Annotated in this window: 16 protein-coding genes; 9 read left to right on the top strand and 7 right to left on the bottom strand. The window is 70.8% G+C overall.

All coding sequences use genetic code 11. The features are described from left to right. Positions 1 to 2 precede the first annotated feature (2 nt). Complete coding sequence (gyrA, locus tag ABGB16_RS26855) at positions 3 to 3719, bottom strand: intein-containing DNA gyrase subunit A (protein WP_347670883.1); 3717 nt, start codon at positions 3717 to 3719, stop codon at positions 3 to 5. A 183-nt stretch (positions 3720 to 3902) separates the two neighbouring features. Continuing rightward, entirely contained in the window at positions 3903 to 5846 is a 1944-nt protein-coding gene (gene gyrB / locus ABGB16_RS26850; RefSeq protein WP_347670868.1) for a DNA topoisomerase (ATP-hydrolyzing) subunit B, read from the bottom strand. A gap of 529 nt (positions 5847 to 6375) precedes the next feature. On the opposite strand from gyrB, the gene ABGB16_RS26845 reads away from it, so the two are divergent. Next, entirely contained in the window at positions 6376 to 6930 is a 555-nt protein-coding gene (locus ABGB16_RS26845; RefSeq protein WP_347670867.1) for a hypothetical protein, read from the top strand. 53 nt (positions 6931 to 6983) lie between these two features. Here ABGB16_RS26845 and ABGB16_RS26840 read toward each other — a convergent pair whose 3' ends face one another. From ABGB16_RS26840 to dnaA, 5 genes are all read right to left on the bottom strand, one after another. Further along, entirely contained in the window at positions 6984 to 7499 is a 516-nt protein-coding gene (locus ABGB16_RS26840) for a DciA family protein (protein ID WP_347670882.1), read from the bottom strand. Positions 7500 to 7542: 43 nt separating this feature from the next. Beyond that, positions 7543 to 8676 (bottom strand): DNA replication/repair protein RecF, encoded by a 1134-nt coding sequence (gene recF / locus ABGB16_RS26835; RefSeq protein ID WP_347670866.1) that lies wholly within the window; start codon positions 8674 to 8676, stop codon positions 7543 to 7545. 16 nt (positions 8677 to 8692) lie between these two features. Beyond that, positions 8693 to 9571, bottom strand: a complete 879-nt coding sequence (gene gnd, locus ABGB16_RS26830; RefSeq protein ID WP_347670865.1) for a phosphogluconate dehydrogenase (NAD(+)-dependent, decarboxylating) — start codon at positions 9569 to 9571, stop codon at positions 8693 to 8695. 41 nt (positions 9572 to 9612) lie between these two features. Further along, positions 9613 to 10746, bottom strand: a complete 1134-nt coding sequence (dnaN, locus tag ABGB16_RS26825; protein ID WP_347670864.1) for a DNA polymerase III subunit beta — start codon at positions 10744 to 10746, stop codon at positions 9613 to 9615. An 833-nt stretch (positions 10747 to 11579) separates the two neighbouring features. Continuing rightward, complete coding sequence (gene dnaA / locus ABGB16_RS26820) at positions 11580 to 13448, bottom strand: chromosomal replication initiator protein DnaA (protein ID WP_347670863.1); 1869 nt, start codon at positions 13446 to 13448, stop codon at positions 11580 to 11582. Between the two features lie 619 nt (positions 13449 to 14067). Here dnaA and rpmH point away from each other — a divergent pair. The 8 genes from rpmH to ABGB16_RS26780 all read left to right on the top strand — a co-directional run bounded on the left by rpmH (position 14068) and on the right by ABGB16_RS26780 (position 20238). Beyond that, positions 14068 to 14205: a 50S ribosomal protein L34 gene (gene rpmH, locus ABGB16_RS26815; protein WP_074478258.1), complete on the top strand. Its 138-nt coding sequence runs from the start codon at positions 14068 to 14070 to the stop codon at positions 14203 to 14205. 37 nt (positions 14206 to 14242) lie between these two features. Next, positions 14243 to 14656 (top strand): ribonuclease P protein component, encoded by a 414-nt coding sequence (gene rnpA / locus ABGB16_RS26810; protein ID WP_347670862.1) that lies wholly within the window; start codon positions 14243 to 14245, stop codon positions 14654 to 14656. Positions 14657 to 14700: 44 nt separating this feature from the next. Beyond that, positions 14701 to 14940 (top strand): membrane protein insertion efficiency factor YidD, encoded by a 240-nt coding sequence (gene yidD, locus ABGB16_RS26805; RefSeq protein WP_347670861.1) that lies wholly within the window; start codon positions 14701 to 14703, stop codon positions 14938 to 14940. Between the two features lie 3 nt (positions 14941 to 14943). Next, complete coding sequence (yidC, locus tag ABGB16_RS26800; protein WP_347670860.1) at positions 14944 to 15936, top strand: membrane protein insertase YidC; 993 nt, start codon at positions 14944 to 14946, stop codon at positions 15934 to 15936. A 217-nt stretch (positions 15937 to 16153) separates the two neighbouring features. Then, positions 16154 to 16750 (top strand): R3H domain-containing nucleic acid-binding protein, encoded by a 597-nt coding sequence (locus tag ABGB16_RS26795; RefSeq protein ID WP_347670859.1) that lies wholly within the window; start codon positions 16154 to 16156, stop codon positions 16748 to 16750. Positions 16751 to 16754: 4 nt separating this feature from the next. Then, on the top strand, positions 16755 to 17579 hold the full coding sequence (gene rsmG / locus ABGB16_RS26790) for a 16S rRNA (guanine(527)-N(7))-methyltransferase RsmG (protein ID WP_347670858.1): 825 nt from the start codon (positions 16755 to 16757) through the stop codon (positions 17577 to 17579). Positions 17580 to 17848: 269 nt separating this feature from the next. Then, entirely contained in the window at positions 17849 to 19183 is a 1335-nt protein-coding gene (locus tag ABGB16_RS26785; RefSeq protein WP_347670857.1) for an AAA family ATPase, read from the top strand. Between the two features lie 41 nt (positions 19184 to 19224). Continuing rightward, positions 19225 to 20238: a ParB/RepB/Spo0J family partition protein gene (locus tag ABGB16_RS26780; RefSeq protein ID WP_347670856.1), complete on the top strand. Its 1014-nt coding sequence runs from the start codon at positions 19225 to 19227 to the stop codon at positions 20236 to 20238. Positions 20239 to 20617 lie beyond the last annotated feature (379 nt).

Below are 20617 nucleotides of genomic sequence, written 5' to 3'. Positions count from 1 at the left end.
AACTAGTCCTGTTCGTCAGGCTCGTCGGCATTGCGAGCAATCGCCACGATAGTCACGCCGTCCGGGAGGTCCATCAGCTTTACCCCCATTGTGTTCCGGTCACGCGTACGGCGTACAGGCTTCACCGGAGTCCGGATGACACCACCGTTGCTGGTGATCGCGAACAGCTCGTCGTCCGGGTCGATCACCACCGCGCCGACCAGACCACCGCGTCGCTCGGTGATCTTCGCAGTCAGCACGCCCTTACCTCCCCGGCCCTGGACCGGGTATTCCTCGATCGGGGTGCGTTTCGCGTAACCCCCGTTCGTGGCGACCAGGACGTCCAGCCCCTCCTGGACGACCTCCATGGCCAGCAGCTCGTCGTCGTCGCTGAACCGCATGCCGATCACGCCCGAGGTGGCCCGGCCCATCGGCCGCAGCGCCTCGTCCGTGGCGTTGAACCGGATCGCCTGCGCGTTCTTGGAAACCAGCAGCAGGTCGTTCTCCGGGGCGACGAGGGCAGCACCGACCAGCTCGTCCTCATCGCGCAGGTTGATCGCGATGATGCCGCCGGAACGGTTGGAGTCGAACTCCTCGAGCCGCGTCTTCTTCACCAGGCCGTTCTTCGTGGCCAGTACCAGGTAGGGGGCCACCTGGTAGTCCGGAATCTCGATGATCTGCGCGATCTGCTCGTCCGGTTGGAACGCGAGCAGATTGGCCACGTGCTGGCCCTTGGCCACCCTACTGGCCTCCGGCAACTCGTACGCCTTGGCCCGGTACACCCGGCCCTTGTTCGTGAAGAACAGGATCCAGTCGTGAGTGGAGCAGACGAAGAAGTGGCTGACGATGTCGTCCTGCCGCAGGGTCGCCCCGCTGACGCCCTTGCCGCCGCGCCGCTGCGAGCGGTAGAGGTCGACCTTGGTGCGCTTGGCGTACCCGGTGCGGGTGATCGTCACGACCACGTCCTCGCGGGCGATCAGGTCCTCCATCGAGACCTCGCCCTCGAACGGCACGATCTTCGTCCGCCGGTCGTCGCCCCACTTGGCGACGATCTCGCCCAGCTCCTCCGAGACGATCCTCCGCTGCCGTTCCGGCTTGGCCAGGATGTCCTTGAGGTCGGCGATCTCGATCTCCAGCTTGGCCAGGTCGTCGAGAATCCGCTGCCGCTCCAGCGCGGCGAGCCGGCGCAGCTGCATGTCCAGGATCGCCGTGGCCTGGACCTCGTCGATCTCCAGCAGCCGGATCAGGCCCTGCCGGGCGTCCTCCACCGTCGGCGAGCGCCGGATCAGGGCGATCACCTCGTCGAGGGCGTCCAGCGCCTTGGCCAGGCCGCGCAGGATGTGCGCGCGCTCCTCGGCCTTGCGCAGCCGGAACGCCGTCCGCCGCCGGATCACCTCGATCTGGTGCTCGACGTAGTGCCGGATGAACTGGGCCAGGTTCAGCGTGCGCGGCACCCCGTCCACCAGCGCCAACATGTTGGCGCCGAAGGTCTCCTGGAGCTGGGTGTGCTTGTAGAGGTTGTTGAGCACCACCTTGGCGACCGCGTCGCGCTTGAGCACCAGCACGATCCGCATGCCCGTACGCCCGGAGGACTCGTCCCGGATGTCGGCGATGCCGCCGAGCTTGCCCTCCTTGATCAGCTCCGCGATCCGCTCGGCGAGGTTGTCCGGGTTGACCTGGTACGGCAGCTCGCTGACCACCAGGCAGGGGCGGCCCCGCTTGTCCTCCTCGACCTCGACCACGGCGCGCATCCGGATCGAGCCCCGGCCCGTTCGGTACGCGTCCTGGATCGCCTGTGTGCCGACGATCAGGCCGTACGTGGGGAAGTCCGGGCCCTTCACGATCTCGATGAGCGCGTCGAGGGTGGTGGCCTCGTCGGCGTCCGGGTGCTCCAGGCACCACTGCACGGCCGCGCCGATCTCCCGCAGGTTGTGCGGCGGGATCTTCGTGGCCATGCCGACCGCGATGCCCTCGGAGCCGTTGATCAGCAGGTTCGGGATGCGCGACGGCAGGATGGTGGGCTCCTTGGCCCGGCCGTCGTAGTTGTCCTGCAGGTCGACGGTGTCCTCGTCGATGTCCCGCAGCATCTCCATCGCCAGCGGGTCGAGCTTGCACTCGGTGTTGTGGCTGACGAAGCCGTCGGAGACGAAGGAGTGGTCGTCGGTGTCCACCCGGATGCTGTAGACCGGCTGCACACCCGCGTCGGTGACGCTAGCCACCTCGGCGTAGTAGAACCGCCCGTCGACCAGCGGCTCGACCACGTCGAGCACCTCGGCGTCCGTGATCCGGGCCGCGATCTCGTCGCGGTCCCGCTCCCAGCGCTCGATCCGGTCGACGTTGTGCCGCCGCAGCCAGTCCCGCTCGGTCCACCGGGTGGCGCCGTGCTCCCGGATGAAGTCGCCGACCAGCGGGACGTGGTCGCTGGAAAGCGCCGTGCTGCTCGCCGGAATGCTCGCCAGCTCGGTCTCCAGCTTCGCCTGCTTGCGGCCGAGGAAGCCGACGTGCGCGGCGAAGATCCCTGCGTCACGGCGGTTGGTCACCACGACCTTGATCTCGCCGTCGTCGTACCGGACCTGCCGGCTGACGACGCCGAACTCCAGCAGGAGCTGCTGAACCTCACGGGCCAGCCGCGCGCTGCGGGTGGAGTACGAGATCTGGATGGTGTTGCGCGGCAGCAGCGAGGACGAGCCGTCGCCCTCGAACAGCGCCTGGAGGAAGGCCCGCTTGACCGCCGGCTGCCCCTGCCAGACGAACTCGGGCACGAACTTCGCCGCGCTGCGTACGCCAATCAGCTCGGCGAGAAGGCTCCCGCGCAGCGCCGTGAGGTCCTGGATGTCGAGTTCGTGCAGCACGCTGCCGGACGCGATGGCACGCTGGGCGACGTAGCGGGGGCCGCCGACGGCAAGGTCGTAGGCGGTGAGGACCCGGACGAAGAACTCCCGGTCCACGTTGTTGAAGCCGGCCCGCCCCTCGGACACCCAGCCCTCGCTGACGAAGGCGCCGGCGAGGAGCGCGGCCTCGACGTGCCCCAGCATCGGGTAGCCGATCTCGTCCGGCACGGCGCGCTGGAGGACCACCCGGTCGCCGGGGGACACCTCGGCGAGCAGCTTCCACAGCAGGGTCGGCACGCCGGCCACGTCCACCAGGCAGAGCACCGGGTGGTTGTGGGTGCCGGTCAGCTCGTACCCCTCGCGGGTGCGCAGCCGCAGCGTGGGGTGCTCGCCGGAGTGGAAGAACTTGGAGGCGCGCACCAGGTCGCCGTTGCGGTCGCGGACCTTGAGCTCGATGTCGGTCTCGCTGCCCGGCGCCGCGTCGGCCACGATCCGGTCGATCCGGACCGACCCGTCGGCGGTACGGATCCGGGCGTCTCCGGACAGGCAGTAGCGCATGGCGGCTGCTGGATCGTTGCCCGGCGAGCCGAAGTTGCCGTTGCCGTCGACCAGTGGGTACCGCAGCGACCAGGGCTGCGCCATCCGGACCAGCGCGTCGTAGATCGCCGAGTCGCCGTGCGGGTGGAACTGACCCATGACGTCGCCGACGACGCGGGAGCACTTCACGTAGCCGCGGTCCGGCCGGTAGCCGGAGTCGAACATGGCGTACAGGATCTTGCGGTGGACCGGCTTGAGCCCGTCCCGGACGTCCGGCAGCGCCCGCCCCACGATGACGCTCATGGCGTAGTCGAGGTAGGAGCGCTGCATCTCCACCTCGAGCCCGACCGGTTCGATCCGGTCGTGCGCCACGACCGCGGCGGCTGTCTCCGGGACCTCGGGCTCGGTCGGGGTGGACTCGGGGGTATCGGTCACAGTTAACCCTTATCAGACTGAGAGTCGTTTTCGTGCTGTGGATAACGGCTGTGGAAACCGGCCACGCTGTGGATAACTCTGTGGATCGGCGGGCCGTCCGGCGAACGGCCCGCCGGCCCGTCAGATGTCCAGGAAGCGGACGTCCTTGGCGTTGCGCTGGATGAACGAGCGGCGCGCCTCGACGTCCTCACCCATCAGCACGCTGAACAGTTCGTCGGCGACCGCCGCGTCGTCGAGCGTGACCTGACGCAGCGTGCGGGTGGCCGGATTCATCGTGGTCTCCCACAGCTCCGGGTAGTTCATCTCGCCGAGACCCTTGAACCGCTGGATGTCGTCCGGCCGGGCGTTCGGCTTCTTCTGCTGGCGCAGCGCGATGAGCCCGTCCCGCTCCCGGTCCGAGTACGCGTACTGCGCGTCGTCGCCCTTCTTGTTCCACTTGATCTTGTAGAGCGGCGGGGCGGCCAGGTAGACGTGCCCCAACTCGACCAGCGGGCGCATGAAGCGGAACAGCAGGGTCAGCAGCAGCGTCTGGATGTGCTGGCCGTCGACGTCGGCGTCGGCCATCAGCACGATCTTGTGGTACCGCAGCTTCTCGATGTCGAAGTCGTCGTGGATGCCCGTGCCCAGCGCGGTGATCAGCGCCTGGACCTCGTTGTTCTTCAGCACCCGGTCGATCCGGGCCTTCTCCACGTTCAGGATCTTGCCGCGGATCGGCAGGATCGCCTGGGTACGCGGGTCCCGGCCCTGCTTGGCGGAGCCGCCGGCCGAGTCGCCCTCGACGATGAAGACCTCCGACTCGCGCGGGTCGGTGGACTGGCAGTCGGCCAGCTTGCCCGGCATCGAGCCGGACTCCAGCAGCGACTTGCGGCGGGCCAGCTTGCGGGCCTGCTGGGCGGCGATCCGGGCGCGGGCGGCCTGGGACGCCTTCTGGATGATGATCTTCGCTTCGGCCGGGTTCCGGTCGAACCAGTCCACCAGCCACTCGTTGCAGACCCGCTGCACGAAGCTCTTGACCGGGGTGTTGCCCAGCTTGGTCTTGGTCTGACCCTCGAACTGCGGGTTGGCCAGCTTGACCGAGATGATCGTGGCCAGCCCCTCGCGGATGTCCTCGCCGGAGAGCTTCTCGTCGCCCTTGAGCAGCTTGCGGTCCGTCCCGTACCGGTTGACGACGCTGGTCAGCGCGGCGCGGAAGCCCTCCTCGTGGGTGCCGCCCTCGTGGGTGTTGATCGTGTTCGCGAAGGTGTAGACCGACTCGCCGTACGACTCGTTCCACTGCATGGCGATCTCGACCGACATGCCCTCCTCCTCGGCACCGAACTCCACCACCGTGCGGTGGATCGGGTTCTTCGAGGCGTTGAGGTGGCGGACGAAGTCGGCGATACCACCCTGGTAGCAGAAGGTGACCTCGCGCGGCTTGCCGTCCTCGTCCTGGAACCGCTCGTCCAGGAGGTGGATGGTCACACCGCGGTTGAGGAACGCCATCTCCTGGAGGCGGCGGTAGATGGTCTGGAAGTCGAAGTCGACGGTCTCGAAGACGTCCGGGTCGGGCCAGAACGAGACGGCCGAGCCGGTGCGGTCGGTGGCCTCGCCCTTCTCCAGCGGCGTCGGCTTCGAGTTGGTGTACTGCTGCCGCCAGACGAAGCCCGACTTGTGGATCTCCACCGCCATCCGGGTGGAGAGGGCGTTCACGACGGACACGCCGACGCCGTGCAGGCCGCCGGAGACGGCGTACGCCTTGCCGTCGAACTTGCCGCCGGCGTGCAGCACGGTCAGCGCGACCTCCACACCGGGCTTCTTCAACTTGGGGTGCAGGTCGACCGGGAAGCCGCGGCCGTTGTCGGTCACCCGGACGCCGCCGTCGGCCAGCAGCACCACGTCGATGGTGTCGCAGTACCCGGCCAGCGCCTCGTCGACCGCGTTGTCCACGACCTCCCACACCAGGTGGTGCAGACCACGCTCACCGGTCGACCCGATGTACATGCCGGGCCGCTTGCGGACCGCCTCAAGCCCCTCGAGAACGGTGATCGACTCTGCGCCGTACTCCTGCTTGTCCTGCGCTGCCACCCTCGGCCACTTTCTCGCGCCGTCGGCGCCGCAAGCGGCGCGTCGGGCGCGGGTTCGGCGGACAGGACGCGACGTCGGCGCGCGGACCGACACCGGAAGCAAACCGGGGTACGGGCCGATGCGCCGGTCGCCGCGGTTGCCCGCGGATCGCGATCGGCTCGACCCGACGTGGGACAATGATCGCGGGCCCTTGGCGGGCCCGTGTCCGTCGCTCCGTGTCGGGTCTTCGTCTCACCGTCAATCTTACTGTGCGCCAACGACAGAAGCGCCACTCGGCACCCCTGCGCGGCGGCTGAGAACTCCGTAGCCGGCCGAACTGCGCCCCCCGCGACTCCCCCTACACGCGATGCCCTCATCGGGAGGCGGCGCCGCTGCCGGAAGGCGATGGGTGCCCAGGGCGGGGCCGCCCGGAAACCGCCGGCGACACACCTTCGCGAAAAGCTCCTGACGGCCGGTCTTGATCTTTCCCGGTCGGAACCGGACCATCGACGCGGACGCTTCCACACATGCTCTCAAGGGGTGACGCCAGATGGGGCTGGACAACGTCGCGGTGCACTGGCCGCGGACCGGCCGCTTCTACGACCCGGTCGCGCCGGCCGACTTCGTCGACTTCGGCGAGATCGTCGACATGCCGCGGATCTCGGCGCCGACCGCCGCCCTCGCGGAACACATCGCCAAGACCGGAACCGTCCGGGCGACCGCGTACACCGAACTGGTCGACCTCCTGCTCGGCCTGGAGAATGTGTTGTACGCCACGGACGCGGCCGCCGAGGACGAGGACCCGGTGATCGACCCGGACGGCTGCGCCTGGATCGCAGGGGGAATCGAGCGCTTCGTCGCGGGGCACCGCCCCCACGGCGAGGCGGTCACCTTCGAGTCGGTCAGCACCGTGCTACGTGGCCTGCTGTCCGACGGCCGCCTGGCCGAGCAGCAGCTGCGCTGGCTCGACAGCCGGCTCGACGGGCTGCGCGACGAGAACGGCGACCCCCCGCAGTGGAACTTCACCTGCGCGGAGCTGGGGGTGCTGGCCGCGTTCTACCGGCGCTGCGCCGACCGCGGCTTCGCCGTCTACGCCGACGCCTGACGGGTCGGTCGCCCGCTTCCCCCGCCGACCCGTCCGGCCGGCCGCCGGCGCGGTCAGCCGTACGTGTCGCGGGGCCCCCGGCCGCGGACGCGGCGCGGCCCCTTCGACCAGGACGGCGCGGCGGGGCCATGGATGTGCAGCTTGCGCACCACGTTGTGCCCCACCTCGCGGGCGATCTGCTGCAACAGCGAGCCAGCGAGCAGCCGCAGCTGCGTGGCCCAGGCGGTGGACCGGGCCTCCACGGTGAGCTCGCCGTCCTCCAGCTTGACCGGGCGGCTGTGCTGGGCCACCTCCGGCCCGACCACCCGCTCCCACGAACCGAAGACCGTCGCCTCGGCGGCCGGCTGCTCCCAGCCCCGCGCCTTGACCAGCTTGGCCAGCACCGCGCCGAGCGGCTGCGGGTCACGCGGGTCCGGCCCCGGGCCGGAGTAGCCGCGCAGCCGCCGCTCGCCCCCGCCGTCACCCGACACGACGCTGCGCCGACGGGTCCTGGCCGCCGCCTCCCGCCGGGCCTTCGCGGCGTCCAGCACGGCGCGGGCCAGCTCGGGGCCGGAGGCACCGGCGGCCACATCGGGGGCCGGCTGCGGATCACCCGACGGCGGGCGCTTCGGCTCAGCCGGCACGGCGCACCGTCCCCTCGCCCACCTGGTACCGGACGCCCCGCAGGCCGGCGGGCACGTCGTCGTCCACGGCACAGGTCACCAGCAGCTGGGCCGCCCCGCCGGCCAGCTCCGCCAGCCGTTCCCGCCGGCCGGCGTCCAGCTCCGCGAAGACGTCGTCGAGCACCAGCACCGGCTCGATGCCGTCCGAGCGCAGCAGGTCGTACCCGGCCAGGCGCAGCGCCAGCGCGAACGACCAGGACTCGCCGTGGCTGGCGTACCCCTTGGCGGGCAGCGGGCCGAGGGTGAGGGCCAGGTCGTCACGGTGCGGGCCGACCAGGGTCATGCCCCGCTCGACCTCGGCGGACCGGGACTCGGCGAGCGCCGCGAGCAGCGCCTCGGCCAGCGCCGCCCGGTCCGGCACGGGGTCGGGCAGCTCCAGCGACGGCCGGTACGCGATCCCCGCCGCGCCGCGCCCGGCGGCGACCGCGTCGTACGCCTTGGCGACGTGCGGCCCGAGCGCGGCGACCAGGTCCAGCCGGCCGGCGAGCAGCTCGGCGCCGTGCCGGGCGAGATGGGTGTCCCAGACCGCGAGCGTGGACAGGTCGCCGCCCCGCGACCCGCCGGTCTTACGGGCCAGGTACGCGGTGCGCAGCAGGGCGTTGCGCTGCTTGACCACCCGCTCGTAGTCGGCGCGCACCCCGGCGTACCGGGGCTGCCGGCTGACCAGCAGGTCGTCGAGGTAGCGGCGACGTTCGGCCGGGTCGCCCCGGACGAGTTCCAGGTCCTCCGGGGCGAACAGCACCAGCCGCAGCGCGCCGAGCACGTCCCGGGCCCGCCGCGCCGGCGAGCGCCCCAGCCGGGCCCGGTTGGCCTTGCCGGGAACGATCTCCAGCTCGACCAGCAGCTCGCGCCCCTCGTGCACCACGGCGCAGCGGATCACCGCCGACGACGCGCCCATCCGGACCAGGGGGGCGTCCGTGGCGACCCGGTGCGAGTCCAGGGTCGCCACGTAGCCCAGCGCCTCGACGAGGTTGGTCTTGCCGACGCCGTTGGCGCCGATCAGGACGTTCGGCCCCGGCTCAAGATCGACACCGACCCGCTCGTACGAGCGGAAGTCGACCAGTTCGAGCCGGCGGACGTACACAGGCTGTGGATACCGGTCAGCTCTTGCGCCGGACGACGGCGTGCCCGCCGAACTGCTGCCGCAGCGCGGCGACGGCCTTCATCGCGGGCGAGTCGTCCTGCCGGGAGGCGAACCGGGCGAACAGCGACGCGGCGATGACGTTCAGCGGCACGGCGAGCCGGACGGCCTCGTCGACCGTCCACCGGCCCTCGCCCGTGTCCTCGGTGTAGCTGCTCAGCTCGGCCAGCTCCGGGTCCTCGTCCAGCGCCCGGTCCAGCAGGTCGAGCAGCCAGGAGCGGACGACCGTGCCCTCGCGCCAGGACTTGAACACGCCCGGCACGTTGGTCACCAGCTCGGACTTGGCGAGCAGCTCGTAGCCCTCGGCGTAGGCGTGCATCAGGCCGTACTCGATGCCGTTGTGCACCATCTTGGCGTAGTGGCCGGCGCCGACCGGGCCGGCGTGCACGAAGCCGAACTCGCCCTCGGGCTTGAGCGCGCTGAAGATCGGCATCAGCCGGTCGACGTGCTCCTGCGCGCCGCCGACCATCAGGGCGTACCCGTTCTGCTTGCCCCAGACGCCGCCGGAGACACCGACGTCGAGGTAGCCGATGCCCTGCTCGTGCAGGCGCTCGGCGCGGGGGGCATCATCGCTGAACCGCGAGTTGCCGCCGTCGATGATGATGTCGCCCTCGCCCAGCACCGCGGCGAGCTCGTCGATGGTCGCGTCGGTCACGCCGGCCGGCACCATCACCCAGACCGCGCGCGGCGACTCGAGCTTCTCCGCCAGTTCGGCCAGGCTCGCGACGTCGCTCAGCTCCGCGTTCTGGTCAAAGCCCACGACCTCGTGCCCGGCGGCGCGTAGCCGCTCGCGCATGTTGCCGCCCATCCGGCCGAGTCCTACCAGGCCGAGCTGCATGTGTTCCTACCTCCGCTGCGTCTGGGTCAGGGGGAGCACGATCAGCGGGAGACGCGGATCGGCATGATGAGGTACCGGTACCCAGGAATGACCTCGCCATCCTCCCCGGCCGGGCAGAGCACCGCCGGCTTGAAGGCGTCGACGAACGACAGCAGCGCGAACTGGGCGTTCAGGTTGGTCAGGCCGTCGATCAGGTACTGCGGGTTGAAGCCGATGGTCAGCGGCTCACCGGTGAAGGTCGCCTCCATGGCCTCGCTGGCCCGGGCCTCCTCCGTGCCGCCGGCCTCGACGACCAGCCCGTCGGAGCTGAAGCTGAGCAGCACCGGGGTGGCGCGGTCGGCCACCAGGGCGACCCGCTTGACGACCTCGATGAGGGTGCTCACCGGCACCCGGGCCTCGGCGTTGTGGGTGCTGGGGAACAGCGAGCGCACCGGCGGGTAGTTGGCGCCGTCGAGCAGCCGGCTGGTGGTGCGCCGGGTGCCGCCCGAGAAGCCGATCATGCCCTCGCCTGCGGCGCCCTGGGACAGGGCCATGGTCACCTGGCCGCCGAGCGGGCCGAGGGCCTTGGCGGTGTCGTGCAGCGTCCGGGCGGGCACCAGGGCGTTGATGCTCACCTCGGGGTCGTCCGGGGTCCACTCCATCTCGCGCAGGGCGAGCCGGTACCGGTCGGTGGCGAGCATGGCGAGCGTGCCGCCGTTCAGCTCGATGCGCACACCGGTCATCATCGGCAGCGTCTCGTCCCGGCCCGCGGCCACGGCGACCTGGGCGACGGCCGCGGCGAACGCGGCGGCCTCGACCGTGCCGGTGCTCTCCGGCATCTCGGGCAGGGTCGGGTAGTCCTCCACCGGCATGGTGGGCAGGGTGAACCGGGCGCTGCCGCAGACCAGCTCGAGGTGCGCGCCCACCGCGGCAATGTCCACCGGCTTGGCCGGGAGCGCCTTGGTGATCTCGGCAAGCAGCCGGCCGGAAACCAGGGCCGCGCCGTCCGCGTCACCCTGCACCTCGACCGTCACCTGGCTGGAGACCTCGTAGTCGAACCCGGAGACCTGCAGGTTGCCGTCGGTGACGCGGAGCATCACGCCGGCCAGCACCGGTACGGACGGCCGGTTGGGCAGGCTCTTCGCGGTCCACGCCACGGCCTCGGCGAGCGCGTCGCGCTCCACTCGGAACTTCATCAATGCCTCCGCGTCGACGTCGACGACAACTCTCTCATGCCGACCGCTGTTCACCATCTCGCCCGACCGTGCGGGTACCCATCGCACCTTAGGGCGCGCGGGCAACGGCTGTGCGCCCGACCCCGTGGATCGCGTCGGTGCCGGCCGGCCCTCGGCGGCCGTTCCGACCCGATCCACAGGAAGTCCAACGGTGATGATTGGTTTTTGTTCTCTTCAAAGAGATAACTCATCGTCTTCATCGCACCTGTGCAAACTGTGGATAACTCGCGTCCGCGCAGGTCAGACCGGTTATTCACCGGTGGTTTTCCTGTGGAGAACCCCGGGTACAACCGGCCTCGCGATCCACAGGCAGCCCGGTCCACCGAGTTGTCCACCGCTGTCCACCGGTTGTCCACCGGTTATCCACCGACTTTCTCCCCAGTCCTGTGGACAGGCCGGACCCACGAGATCCGCGTTGTCCCCAGAACCTTCAACAGGAAACCCACAGCCACCCCCTCGACCGGTGGACGACGGTGATGTTGTCCCCAGGCGTCCACACGCTGTCCCCAGGGTTCATCCACAAGCTGTGGGTAACCGGGGATGCGCGCACGGCGGTTTTCCACCGACGGTGGAAAACCGGGTGTGGACAACGAGCGCCGGCGGTGGACAGTCCCGGCCCGATCGTGGGGCCTCGACCGGGTCGAGGGTCAACCACCCGGCGGGTACGCCGACGCCGCCCACCCGGCTGTGGACCGGTGACCACGGAGTTGGCCGGGCGAAATGTTCCTTTTCCTGCCGCCAACCCCCGTGGCCACCGACGTGCCACGGCGGGGTTGCGCCGGCCCGTGCCGGGCTCAGGTGGTCTGCTTGATCCGGTTGGTCAGCTCGGCGATCTGGTTGTAGAGCGAGCGGCGCTCCGCCATCTGCTGCCGGATCTTCCGGTCGGCGTGCATCACGGTGGTGTGGTCCCGCCCGCCGAACGCCTGCCCGATCCGGGGCAGCGACAGGTCGGTCAGCTCACGACACAGGTACATGGCGACCTGACGGGCGTTGACCAGCACCCGAGACCGGGAATGGCCGCGCAGGTCTTCCAGGCTGACGCCGAAGTAGTCGGCGGTGGAGACCATGATCTGGTCCGCGGTGATCTCCGGGCCGGCGCCGTCGGGGATGAAGTCCCGCAGCACCTCCTCGGCCAGCGACAGCTCCACCGTCGAACGGGTGAGGCTGGCGAACGCGGTGACCCGGATCAGCGCCCCCTCCAGTTCCCGGATCGAGTTCGACACCCGGGAGGCGATGAACTCCAGCACGTCCGGCGGGGCGAACAGGCGCTCCTGGGCCGCCTTCTTCTGCAGGATCGCGATCCGGGTCTCCAGGTCCGGCGGCTGGATGTCGGCGAGCAGGCCCCACTCGAACCGGGTCCGCAGCCGGTCCTCCAGGGTGGCCAGCTGCTTCGGCGACCGGTCCGAGGTGATCACGATCTGCTTGTTGGCGTTGTGCAGCGTGTTGAAGGTGTGGAAGAACTCCTCCTGGGTCCGCTCGCGGTTCTCCAGGAACTGGATGTCGTCGATCAGCAGGATGTCGACGTCCCGGTAGCGGCGCTGGAACGCGCTGGTCTTGTCGTCGCGCAGCGAGTTGATGAAGTCGTTGGTGAATTCCTCGGTCGAGACGTACCGGACCGAGCGGGCGTTGCCGAGCGTCGTGGCGTAGTGGCCGATGGCGTGCAGCAGGTGGGTCTTGCCCAGCCCCGAGCTGCCGTAGATGAACAGCGGGTTGTACGCCTTCGCGGGAGACTCGGCCACCGCCACCGCGGCGGCGTGCGCGAACCGGTTGGACGAGCCGATGACGAACGTCTCGAACATGTACTTCGGGTTGAGCCGGTTGCCGCCGGTGTCCGCGCCCCCGGGAAGCCGCCGGTCGTCCCGGACTCCTGGTCTGTGGTCGACGCCACCCCGCCCCGGGCCGCTGTCCGTGCCGCCGTCGCGCGGCAACCGCTGCGGCGGCGCGCCGTCGCGGAAGCGGGAATCGAAGAGGTGGGCGTCGCCGCCCGGGTCGACCCGGGGACGATCGGAGAACCCGTGCCGCTCCTGGCCGGGCCGGGAATTCGGCAGCGGGTCGGCGAAGCTGGCGCTGAACAGCGGCTCCTGGGCGTCCCGGCTGGCCGGGATGAGTCCGGGCCGGTGACCGCCGGCCGCCGGGGGGCGGGGCCCGCCGTCCGGGCCCGGTCCGGCGGGATCGTGCTCGGGGCCGTCGCCCTCGGCGCGCCCCGGTTGGGCCTGGTCCTGCTCACCCGGCCCTGGGTAACCCGAGACGGGGAAGGCGGCCTCCGACTCGGGCCGGCCCCCGCCGGGCCCCTCGTAACCGCGGGCGTCGTACGGTGGCGGGGAGTCGTAGCCGGGTGGCGTGTTCGGGCCGGCGTCCGCGGTGGCGCGGTAGACGGTGCCCGCCGGACGGCCCGAGGCGTCCTCGGCGACCCGTACGGTCACCGCCACCTGGATCGGTCGGCCCAGCCGCCGGGTCAGCGCCTCGGTGATCGCGGGCCGCAGCCGGGACTCGATCACGTCCCGGGTGAACGCGTCCGGGACGGAGAGCAGTGCGGTGTCCTCGACGATCGCGCGGAGCCGGGTGAGCCTCAGGTACGCGCGCTGCTGGGCGGAGATGATCTCGTCGGCGAGCTCGTCGGTCGTCGCCGTCCACACCGCGGCAAGGTCGGTCGTACCGGCCACCGTCGTGCCACCCCCTCGCCTCTGCTCCCGACCGCCGCTGGTCCAGCCCCGGATGGCTGACCGGTCGTCATCCACAAGTTATCCACAGCCTGTGTGTACCGACCGATTGTGGCCTCCCGCCGGACGCGGGTCGGACCGGCCCCCTGTCTGGACGGGTGCTGAAGCGGGTTCACCGTGCCGAACGATTGACTGCCCTGTCCGGTCTTGCCTGCCGACGAGAGAACCCGGCGAGGACGCTGACCGCAAACGCGCACGGTAACAGCGGCGGGCGGGGAACATCAACCGCCGACGGACTGGCGCCCTTGTCGGTATCAGCGAAAACCGCCCCGTCGGTCGTGCTCAGGGCACCTGTGTCACTCTTTGCCCCCGGCCGCGGCACCCGCCGCGCACCCGCCGTCCAGGTGTTTGACGGTCATTGCGCCCCTGCGTAGGCTGGAGCGGCTGCTCTGCCGCCCTCTGCTAGGGTGGTGTGTGCTTGCTGTCCGCGTGGCATTCTCCCGCATCGCCGGGATTCGCGCTGCCGGGCAGCACCGATCGGAGGCCACCGCCGAGGTGGCCTGGACCACCACACGATCCCGGCGGTCCCGCGCCCGGGGCGTACGAAAACGGAGAGCCTGACGTGAGCAAGCGCACCTACCAGCCGAACAACCGCCGGCGCGCGAAGACCCACGGTTTCCGGCTGCGCATGCGCACCCGTGCCGGCCGTGCCATCATCTCGACCCGCCGCGCCAAGGGCCGCACCCGCCTGTCGGCCTGAGGCTGACCGGGTCCGGTCCGGGGGGACGTGGGCAGTCGTGCTGGCGGCCGCGCAACGACTGCGGCGCAGCAGCGACTTCGCCGCAGCGGTTCGGGGTGGCCGGCGCGTGGGCCGAGGCTCCGTCGTAGTCCACCTGACCCTCCCCGCGTCCGGTCCCACGGCGGACAGGACGCCTGAGCCGGCGCGGATCGCCGGTGCGGAGGAGACCTTCGCACCGACCCGCGCCGGCTTCGTCGTGTCCAAGGCCGTCGGCCCCGCCGTCGTCCGCAACGTGGTGCGGCGTCGACTCCGGCACCTGGTCCGCGAGCGGCTGTCGGCCCTGCCCCCGGGCAGCACCCTGGTCGTACGCGCGCTCCCGCCTGCGGCCGAGGCGTCGTACGCGCGGCTGGGTGCCGACCTCGACGCGGCGCTCGCCGCCGCCCGGGCGCCCAGGGGGCGGCGATCCCGGTGAGCAGCGGTTCCGCCGCGTCGCGGCCCACGAGCCTGGGTGCCCGGGTGCTGATCGGGCCCATCGTCGCGTACCGTCGTTGGATAAGCCCGGCACTGCCGGCCCGCTGTCGGTTCTACCCGTCGTGCAGTGCGTACGCCCTTGAGGCGGTGGTGCGGCACGGCGCCATCCGGGGAGCCGGCCTGACGGTCTGGCGGTTGCTGCGGTGCCACCCCTTTCACCCAGGTGGACACGACCCGGTGCCCGAGCCGGGCGCCCGCCGCCGCGCCGATGTGACTGGAGCCTGAGAATTGAGTCTCGACTGGATCTACTACGCGATCTCGTGGATCCTGCTGACCTGGCACTCGGCTTGGGACGCCATCGGGGTGTCCGCTGACGCGGTGATCGGGACGAACTGGTCCTGGATCCTGGCCATCATCTTCCTGGTGGTCACCGTCCGGGTGATCCTCTTCCCGGTCTTCGTCAAGCAGATCAAGTCCCAGCGGGCCATGCAGGCGCTCCAGCCGAAGGTCAAGGAGCTCCAGGAGAAGCACAAGGGTGATCGGGAGACGCTCCAGAAGGAGATGATGGAGCTCTACCGGAAGGAAAAGGCCAACCCGCTGATGGGCTGCCTTCCGATGTTCCTCCAGATCCCGGTCTTCCTCGGCCTCTTCCACGTGCTGCGCCGCCTCGACCCGTTCAAGGCGGAGGACAAGAAGACCCTGTACGGCTGGGCCGTCGCGCAGTTCGACAGCGCCTCGCACGCGAAGCTGTTCACCGCCCCGATCGCCGGCAAGTTCGGCTCGACCGCCGAGGAACTGGCCCGCCTCGGCGCCAACGGCACCACCGTGAAGGTGATCGCCGGAATCCTGGTCCTGGTGATGATGGGCACCACCTACCTCACCAGCCGCCAGATGATCCTCAAGACCGGCTGGGCCGAGGACCCGCAGCAGCGGATGGTGCAGCGCCTGATGCTCTACGGCATCCCGCTGTCGCTGCTCGTCTCCGGCGCGATCTTCCCGATCGGTGTGATCATCTACTGGGTCACGAACAACCTCTTCACGCTCGGGCAGCAGCAGTGGGTGCTGCGCAAGTACCCGCCGCTGGTGACCACGCCCGCCAAGGGCGCCGGCGCGGGCCGCGGTCCGGCCCAGCCGGCCAAGAGCGGCGGTTTGTTCGGCCGCAAGGCCGCCCCGGCGCCGGCCAAGCAGGCCCCCGCCGCCGCACCGAAGGTTGCCGCCCCGAAGCCGGGCGCCAAGCCGGTCAACCCGAAGAAGGGCCGCCCGGCCAAGCGCCAGGGCTGAACTCGTCCCCCGTCCGCCGCCGGCCCGACCGGCGGCGGACGGAACGGCCTCTGGCAGCCGCCCCATCGGGCAGGCGCCGGGCCGGAACCGCCGCGCCGAGCGCGGTCACGGGCGAAACTGCCCGTACAGACGTGCCCGTGGGCACCGGCGATTCCTCGCCGGCCCCGGGAAACCAGCGGACCCGACGGTCCGGCCGAGCGAGTACGGAGATGAGACCGTGACCGAGACCAGCATTCCCAGCGCTGACCAGTCCGTGGACGAGGAGCCCAACCCGATCGCGGCCACCGAGGACATCGAGGCCGACGAGGTCGAGGCCGGCGCGGGCACCCCGGAGAAGAAGGTGCCGGCCGAGAGCGAGCTGTTCCGACAGAGCGAGATCGCGGCCGACTACGTGGAGGGACTGCTCGACATCCTCGACTACGACGGCGACATCGACGAGTTGGTGTCCGGCGGCCGCCCGGTGGTCGAGGTGGTTGGCGGCCGGCTCCAGAACCTCGTCGGCCAGCGCGGCGCGACCCTTGAGGCGCTACAGGAGCTGGCCCGGTTGGCGGTGTTCCGGCAGACCGGCACCCCGAGCCGCCTGCTGCTCGACGTCGGTGGATACCGGGCCAACCGCCGCAAGGAGCTCGCGGCCGTCGCCAAGAACGCCGTGGAGAAGGTCAAGGAGTACGGCGAGCCGGTGCGGCTGGAGCCGATGTCCGCGTTCGAGCGCAAGTGCGTCCACGACGTGGTGAACGCGATGAGCGGCGTCGAGAGCGAGTCCGAGGGCGTCGAGCCGAACCGGCGCATCGTCGTCCGGCCGGTGGCGGACTGACCGGGTGAACCGCGACGACAGCACGGCTGGTGCCGTCTCCGGCCCGGGTGGCATGCCGCCCGGGCCGTCGCCTGTCCGGGCCGAGCGGTCCGGACAAGCCCCGGACCCCACCGTGGCCGCGCTCCCACCAGAACTGGCCGGGGCGGCCCGTACGCTCTTCGGCGACCGGCTCGACCTGGCCGCCGCGTACGCGGAACTCCTCGCCACCGACGGAGTGGTCCGCGGCCTGATCGGCCCCCGGGAGGCCCCCCGGATCTGGGACCGGCACCTGCTCAACTGCGCGGCCGTGGCGGAGCGGATTCCCGCGGGCTCCACCGTCCTCGACGTGGGCTCGGGCGCCGGCCTGCCGGGCCTGGTGCTCGCCATCGCGCGCCCCGACCTGACCGTGACGCTCGTCGAGCCGTTGGCCCGGCGTACCTCGTTCCTCGTCGAGGCGGTGGAGGGCCTGGGCCTGACGAAGACGGTCCGGGTGTTCCGGGGCCGCGCCGAGGAGGCGGCGACCGGGTCCACCGGGACGGGGCCACTGAGCGGGGGCATCGTCACCGCCCGGGCGGTCGCCCCGCTCGACCGGCTTGCCGCCTGGTGCCTGCCGCTGGCGGTGCCCGGCGGGCGCCTGGTGGCCATGAAGGGTGCCTCCGCCGCCGACGAGGTGGCCGAGCACGCCGAGGCGGTGGCCGGACTGGGTGGCGGCGAGCCCAGCGTGCACCGCTGCGGCGTCGGCGTGATCGATCCGCCGGCGACGGTCGTGGAGATCGTTCGGGAGCGGGTCGTCGCCCCGCCACGCGCCCGGTCGGCATCGAAGCGTTCACGCGGCGGCCGGCGCCGCTGAATTTTCAGTCCGTTTGGCCTCCGTCGGCCTTCCGCCGCAGGTCGGGCCCGTTGGTCGATGCGGGGGCACCCGGAGGCGCCGCAACCCGACGTGGACCGGCCGCGCCTGTCCACCGTAGGCTGACCGCGCGCCGATAGTGTGGAGCGGGCGGCATCTGGTCCCCACCGGTTCCCGGCTGTTCCCGCCGGGCCGTAGGCTCCGTGGTGCGAGCGAGCGTGGCCAGGACGACGGGATGCGGACCGACCATCCGGAGCGGGCAGGGATGACAGGTGCATGACGACGGCAGGTACGACGATCCACGGGTGACCGGTCCCGGAGGGCACTCCGCAGCCGGCCCCGTTTCACGTGAAACCGGCCGCTACGGCTGGTCGACCCATCCCCGAGGCGCGGGTTCACGCGCGGCCGACTGCGACCCGGTCGTCCATCGCGAGTTGCCCTCGGCCGTTCCGGGGGCCGCCGATTCCTCTTGGGCGGACGATTCCTCCGGGCCGATCTACGGCGGTCCGGGCGGCTCTGCCCACCCGGCAGGCGAGCGGCTGGATCCGGCGCACCGCGAAGCCGTCCGCTATGAGGCGTCCCGGTCGGCCGCGTCGGCGCTGCCGCAGCAACCGACGCCGTACGCGGTGCCCGACGCGACCCCGGAGGTCGCTGTCGTCCCCGACACGCCGCCGGTCGGCTCCTACGGCGCCGATCCCGAGGATGCCGCGTACGTTTCACGTGAAACTCCGACGCGCGAAGAGGATGACCCACCGTTGGCTATGGAGGCTATGCGCGCCGTGCAGATCCTTAACCCCAGTGGCGAGGTGACAATGCCCCGTCCCGAACGGACCCGGGTGATGTGCGTCGCCAACCAGAAGGGCGGCGTGGGTAAGACCACGACCACGGTGAACCTGGCGGTGGCGCTCGCCCTGCACGGTAACCGGGTTCTCGTGGTCGACCTCGATCCCCAGGGCAACGCGTCGACCGGGCTCAACGTCCCGCACCACACCGGGGTGCCGGACGTCTACGACTGCCTGATCAACGCCGTGCCGCTCGAGGAGGTGGCCCAGGGCGTCGAGGGCATCCCCAACCTGTGGTGTGTACCGGCGACGATCGACCTGGCCGGTGCCGAGATCGAGCTGGTGTCGGTGGTGGCGCGGGAGTCGCGCCTGTCTCGGGCCATCGCTGCCTACCCCGGCCAATTCGACTACGTCTTCATCGACTGCCCGCCGTCGCTCGGCCTGCTGACCGTCAACGCGTTGGTCGCCGCGCAGGAGGTGCTGATCCCGATCCAGTGCGAGTACTACGCGCTGGAGGGGCTGAACCAGCTCATCAACAACATCAACCTGGTTCGCCAGCACCTCAACCCGAGGCTCGAGGTCTCCACCATCCTGCTCACGATGTACGACCGGCGTACCAGGCTGGCGGACGCGGTGGAGCAGGACGTCCGAAACCACTTCGGCGACAAGGTGCTCCAGGCGGTCATTCCGCGGAACGTCCGCGTCTCCGAGGCGCCGAGCTACGGCCAGTCGGTCGTGACCTACGATCCCGGTTCGCGGGGGGCGACGAGCTACTTCGAGGCCGCCCAGGAGATCGCCGAGCGTGGCGTCAAGGAGAGCCGGTGAACCGGAATGCGTAGTGCCGACGAGTCGCTGGGAGGCGTCGTATGAAGAACCGTCCTCGGGGCGGTCTGGGTAAGGGGCTCGGGGCGCTGATCCCCACCGGGCCGGTCCAACCCACCGGAACGATGACGGCGGCGCCCGATGTCGTCGGCGGGGCCCCAGCCCCGGTTGCTGAGGCGGCGGTGGGTGCACAGGCACCCGTCGCGGAACCCGAGCCTCAGCTCAGTCCGGTGCCGGGCGCCCGGTTCGCCGAGATCCCGGTCGACGCGATCCTGCCGAACCCGAAGCAGCCCCGGCAGGTCTTCGACGAAGAAGCCCTGGAGGAGTTGAAGGTCTCCATCCAGGAGGTCGGCTTCCTCCAGCCGATCGTCGTACGCACGCTCGACGCCGACAAGTACGAGCTCGTCATGGGCGAGCGCCGGTGGCGGGCGGCCCAGGCGGTCGGCCGGGAGAGCATTCCTGCCATCGTCCGGGACACCCGGGACGACGCGATGCTCCGAGACGCGCTGCTGGAGAACATCCACCGGGCGAACCTCAACCCGCTGGAGGAGGCTGCCGCGTACCAGCAACTCCTGGAGGAGTTCGGCGCGACGCACGAGGAACTGGCCCGGCGGATCGGCCGGAGCCGCCCGCAGATCTCCAACACGATCCGGCTGCTGAACCTGCCCGCCCAGGTCCAGCGCCGGGTGGCCGCCGGGGTGCTCTCCGCCGGTCACGCCCGCGCGCTGCTGAGTCTGGACGAGGCAGAGGCGCAGGAGCATTTGGCGGCCCGGATCGTCGCCGAGGGGCTGTCCGTACGGGCGACCGAGGAGATCGTCGCGCTCGCGCTTGCCGACGGCCCGGCCAAGACCCCGCCCGGGAAGCGCCGTCCCAAGCCGCAGGCCCCGGCCCTCAGCGATCTGGCGGACCGGCTCTCCGACCGCTTCGACACCCGCGTGAAGGTCGACATCGGTCAGCGCAAGGGCAAGATCACCATCGAGTTCGCCACGGTCGACGACCTGGAGCGGATCGTCGGCATCATCGGCGTCGGCCAGGAGGAGCAGCCGCCCGAGACGTGATCCGCCGACTGTCCGCCACTTCTGCCGGCCGCGCCGTCCGAGAGGACGCCGCGGCCGGTTGCGTCTGTGGCCCAGCGACGCGGCGGGCGGGCGGACGCCCACCATCAACAGACAGCGGCGCGTAGATCGTTCATCGGAGTACTCGTCCTGTCGCGGCTGCTCCGCTTGCCCCGAGCGGGGTCGACGAGGCGCCGCGTTGCAAGCGGTCGCCCCGAGTCATGGTGCGGCTTGTGGACGAGAAGAGGCCGGAGTTGCTAGCGGACGCGGAAAAATCCTTGTTGGCGGACAGTTGAGTCCCTGCTCGCGGACAGCAGAATTCCTGCTGGGCGGTCAGGTGATCTCCGTCTCGGGCACGTGAAAGTGGATCTCTCCGGCCGGT

Origin of the sequence: Micromonospora sp. B11E3, assembly GCF_039871625.1 — a bacterium.
Taxonomy (GTDB): Bacteria; Actinomycetota; Actinomycetes; order Mycobacteriales; family Micromonosporaceae; genus Micromonospora.
This window is presented reverse-complemented; position numbering and strand designations above follow the sequence as displayed.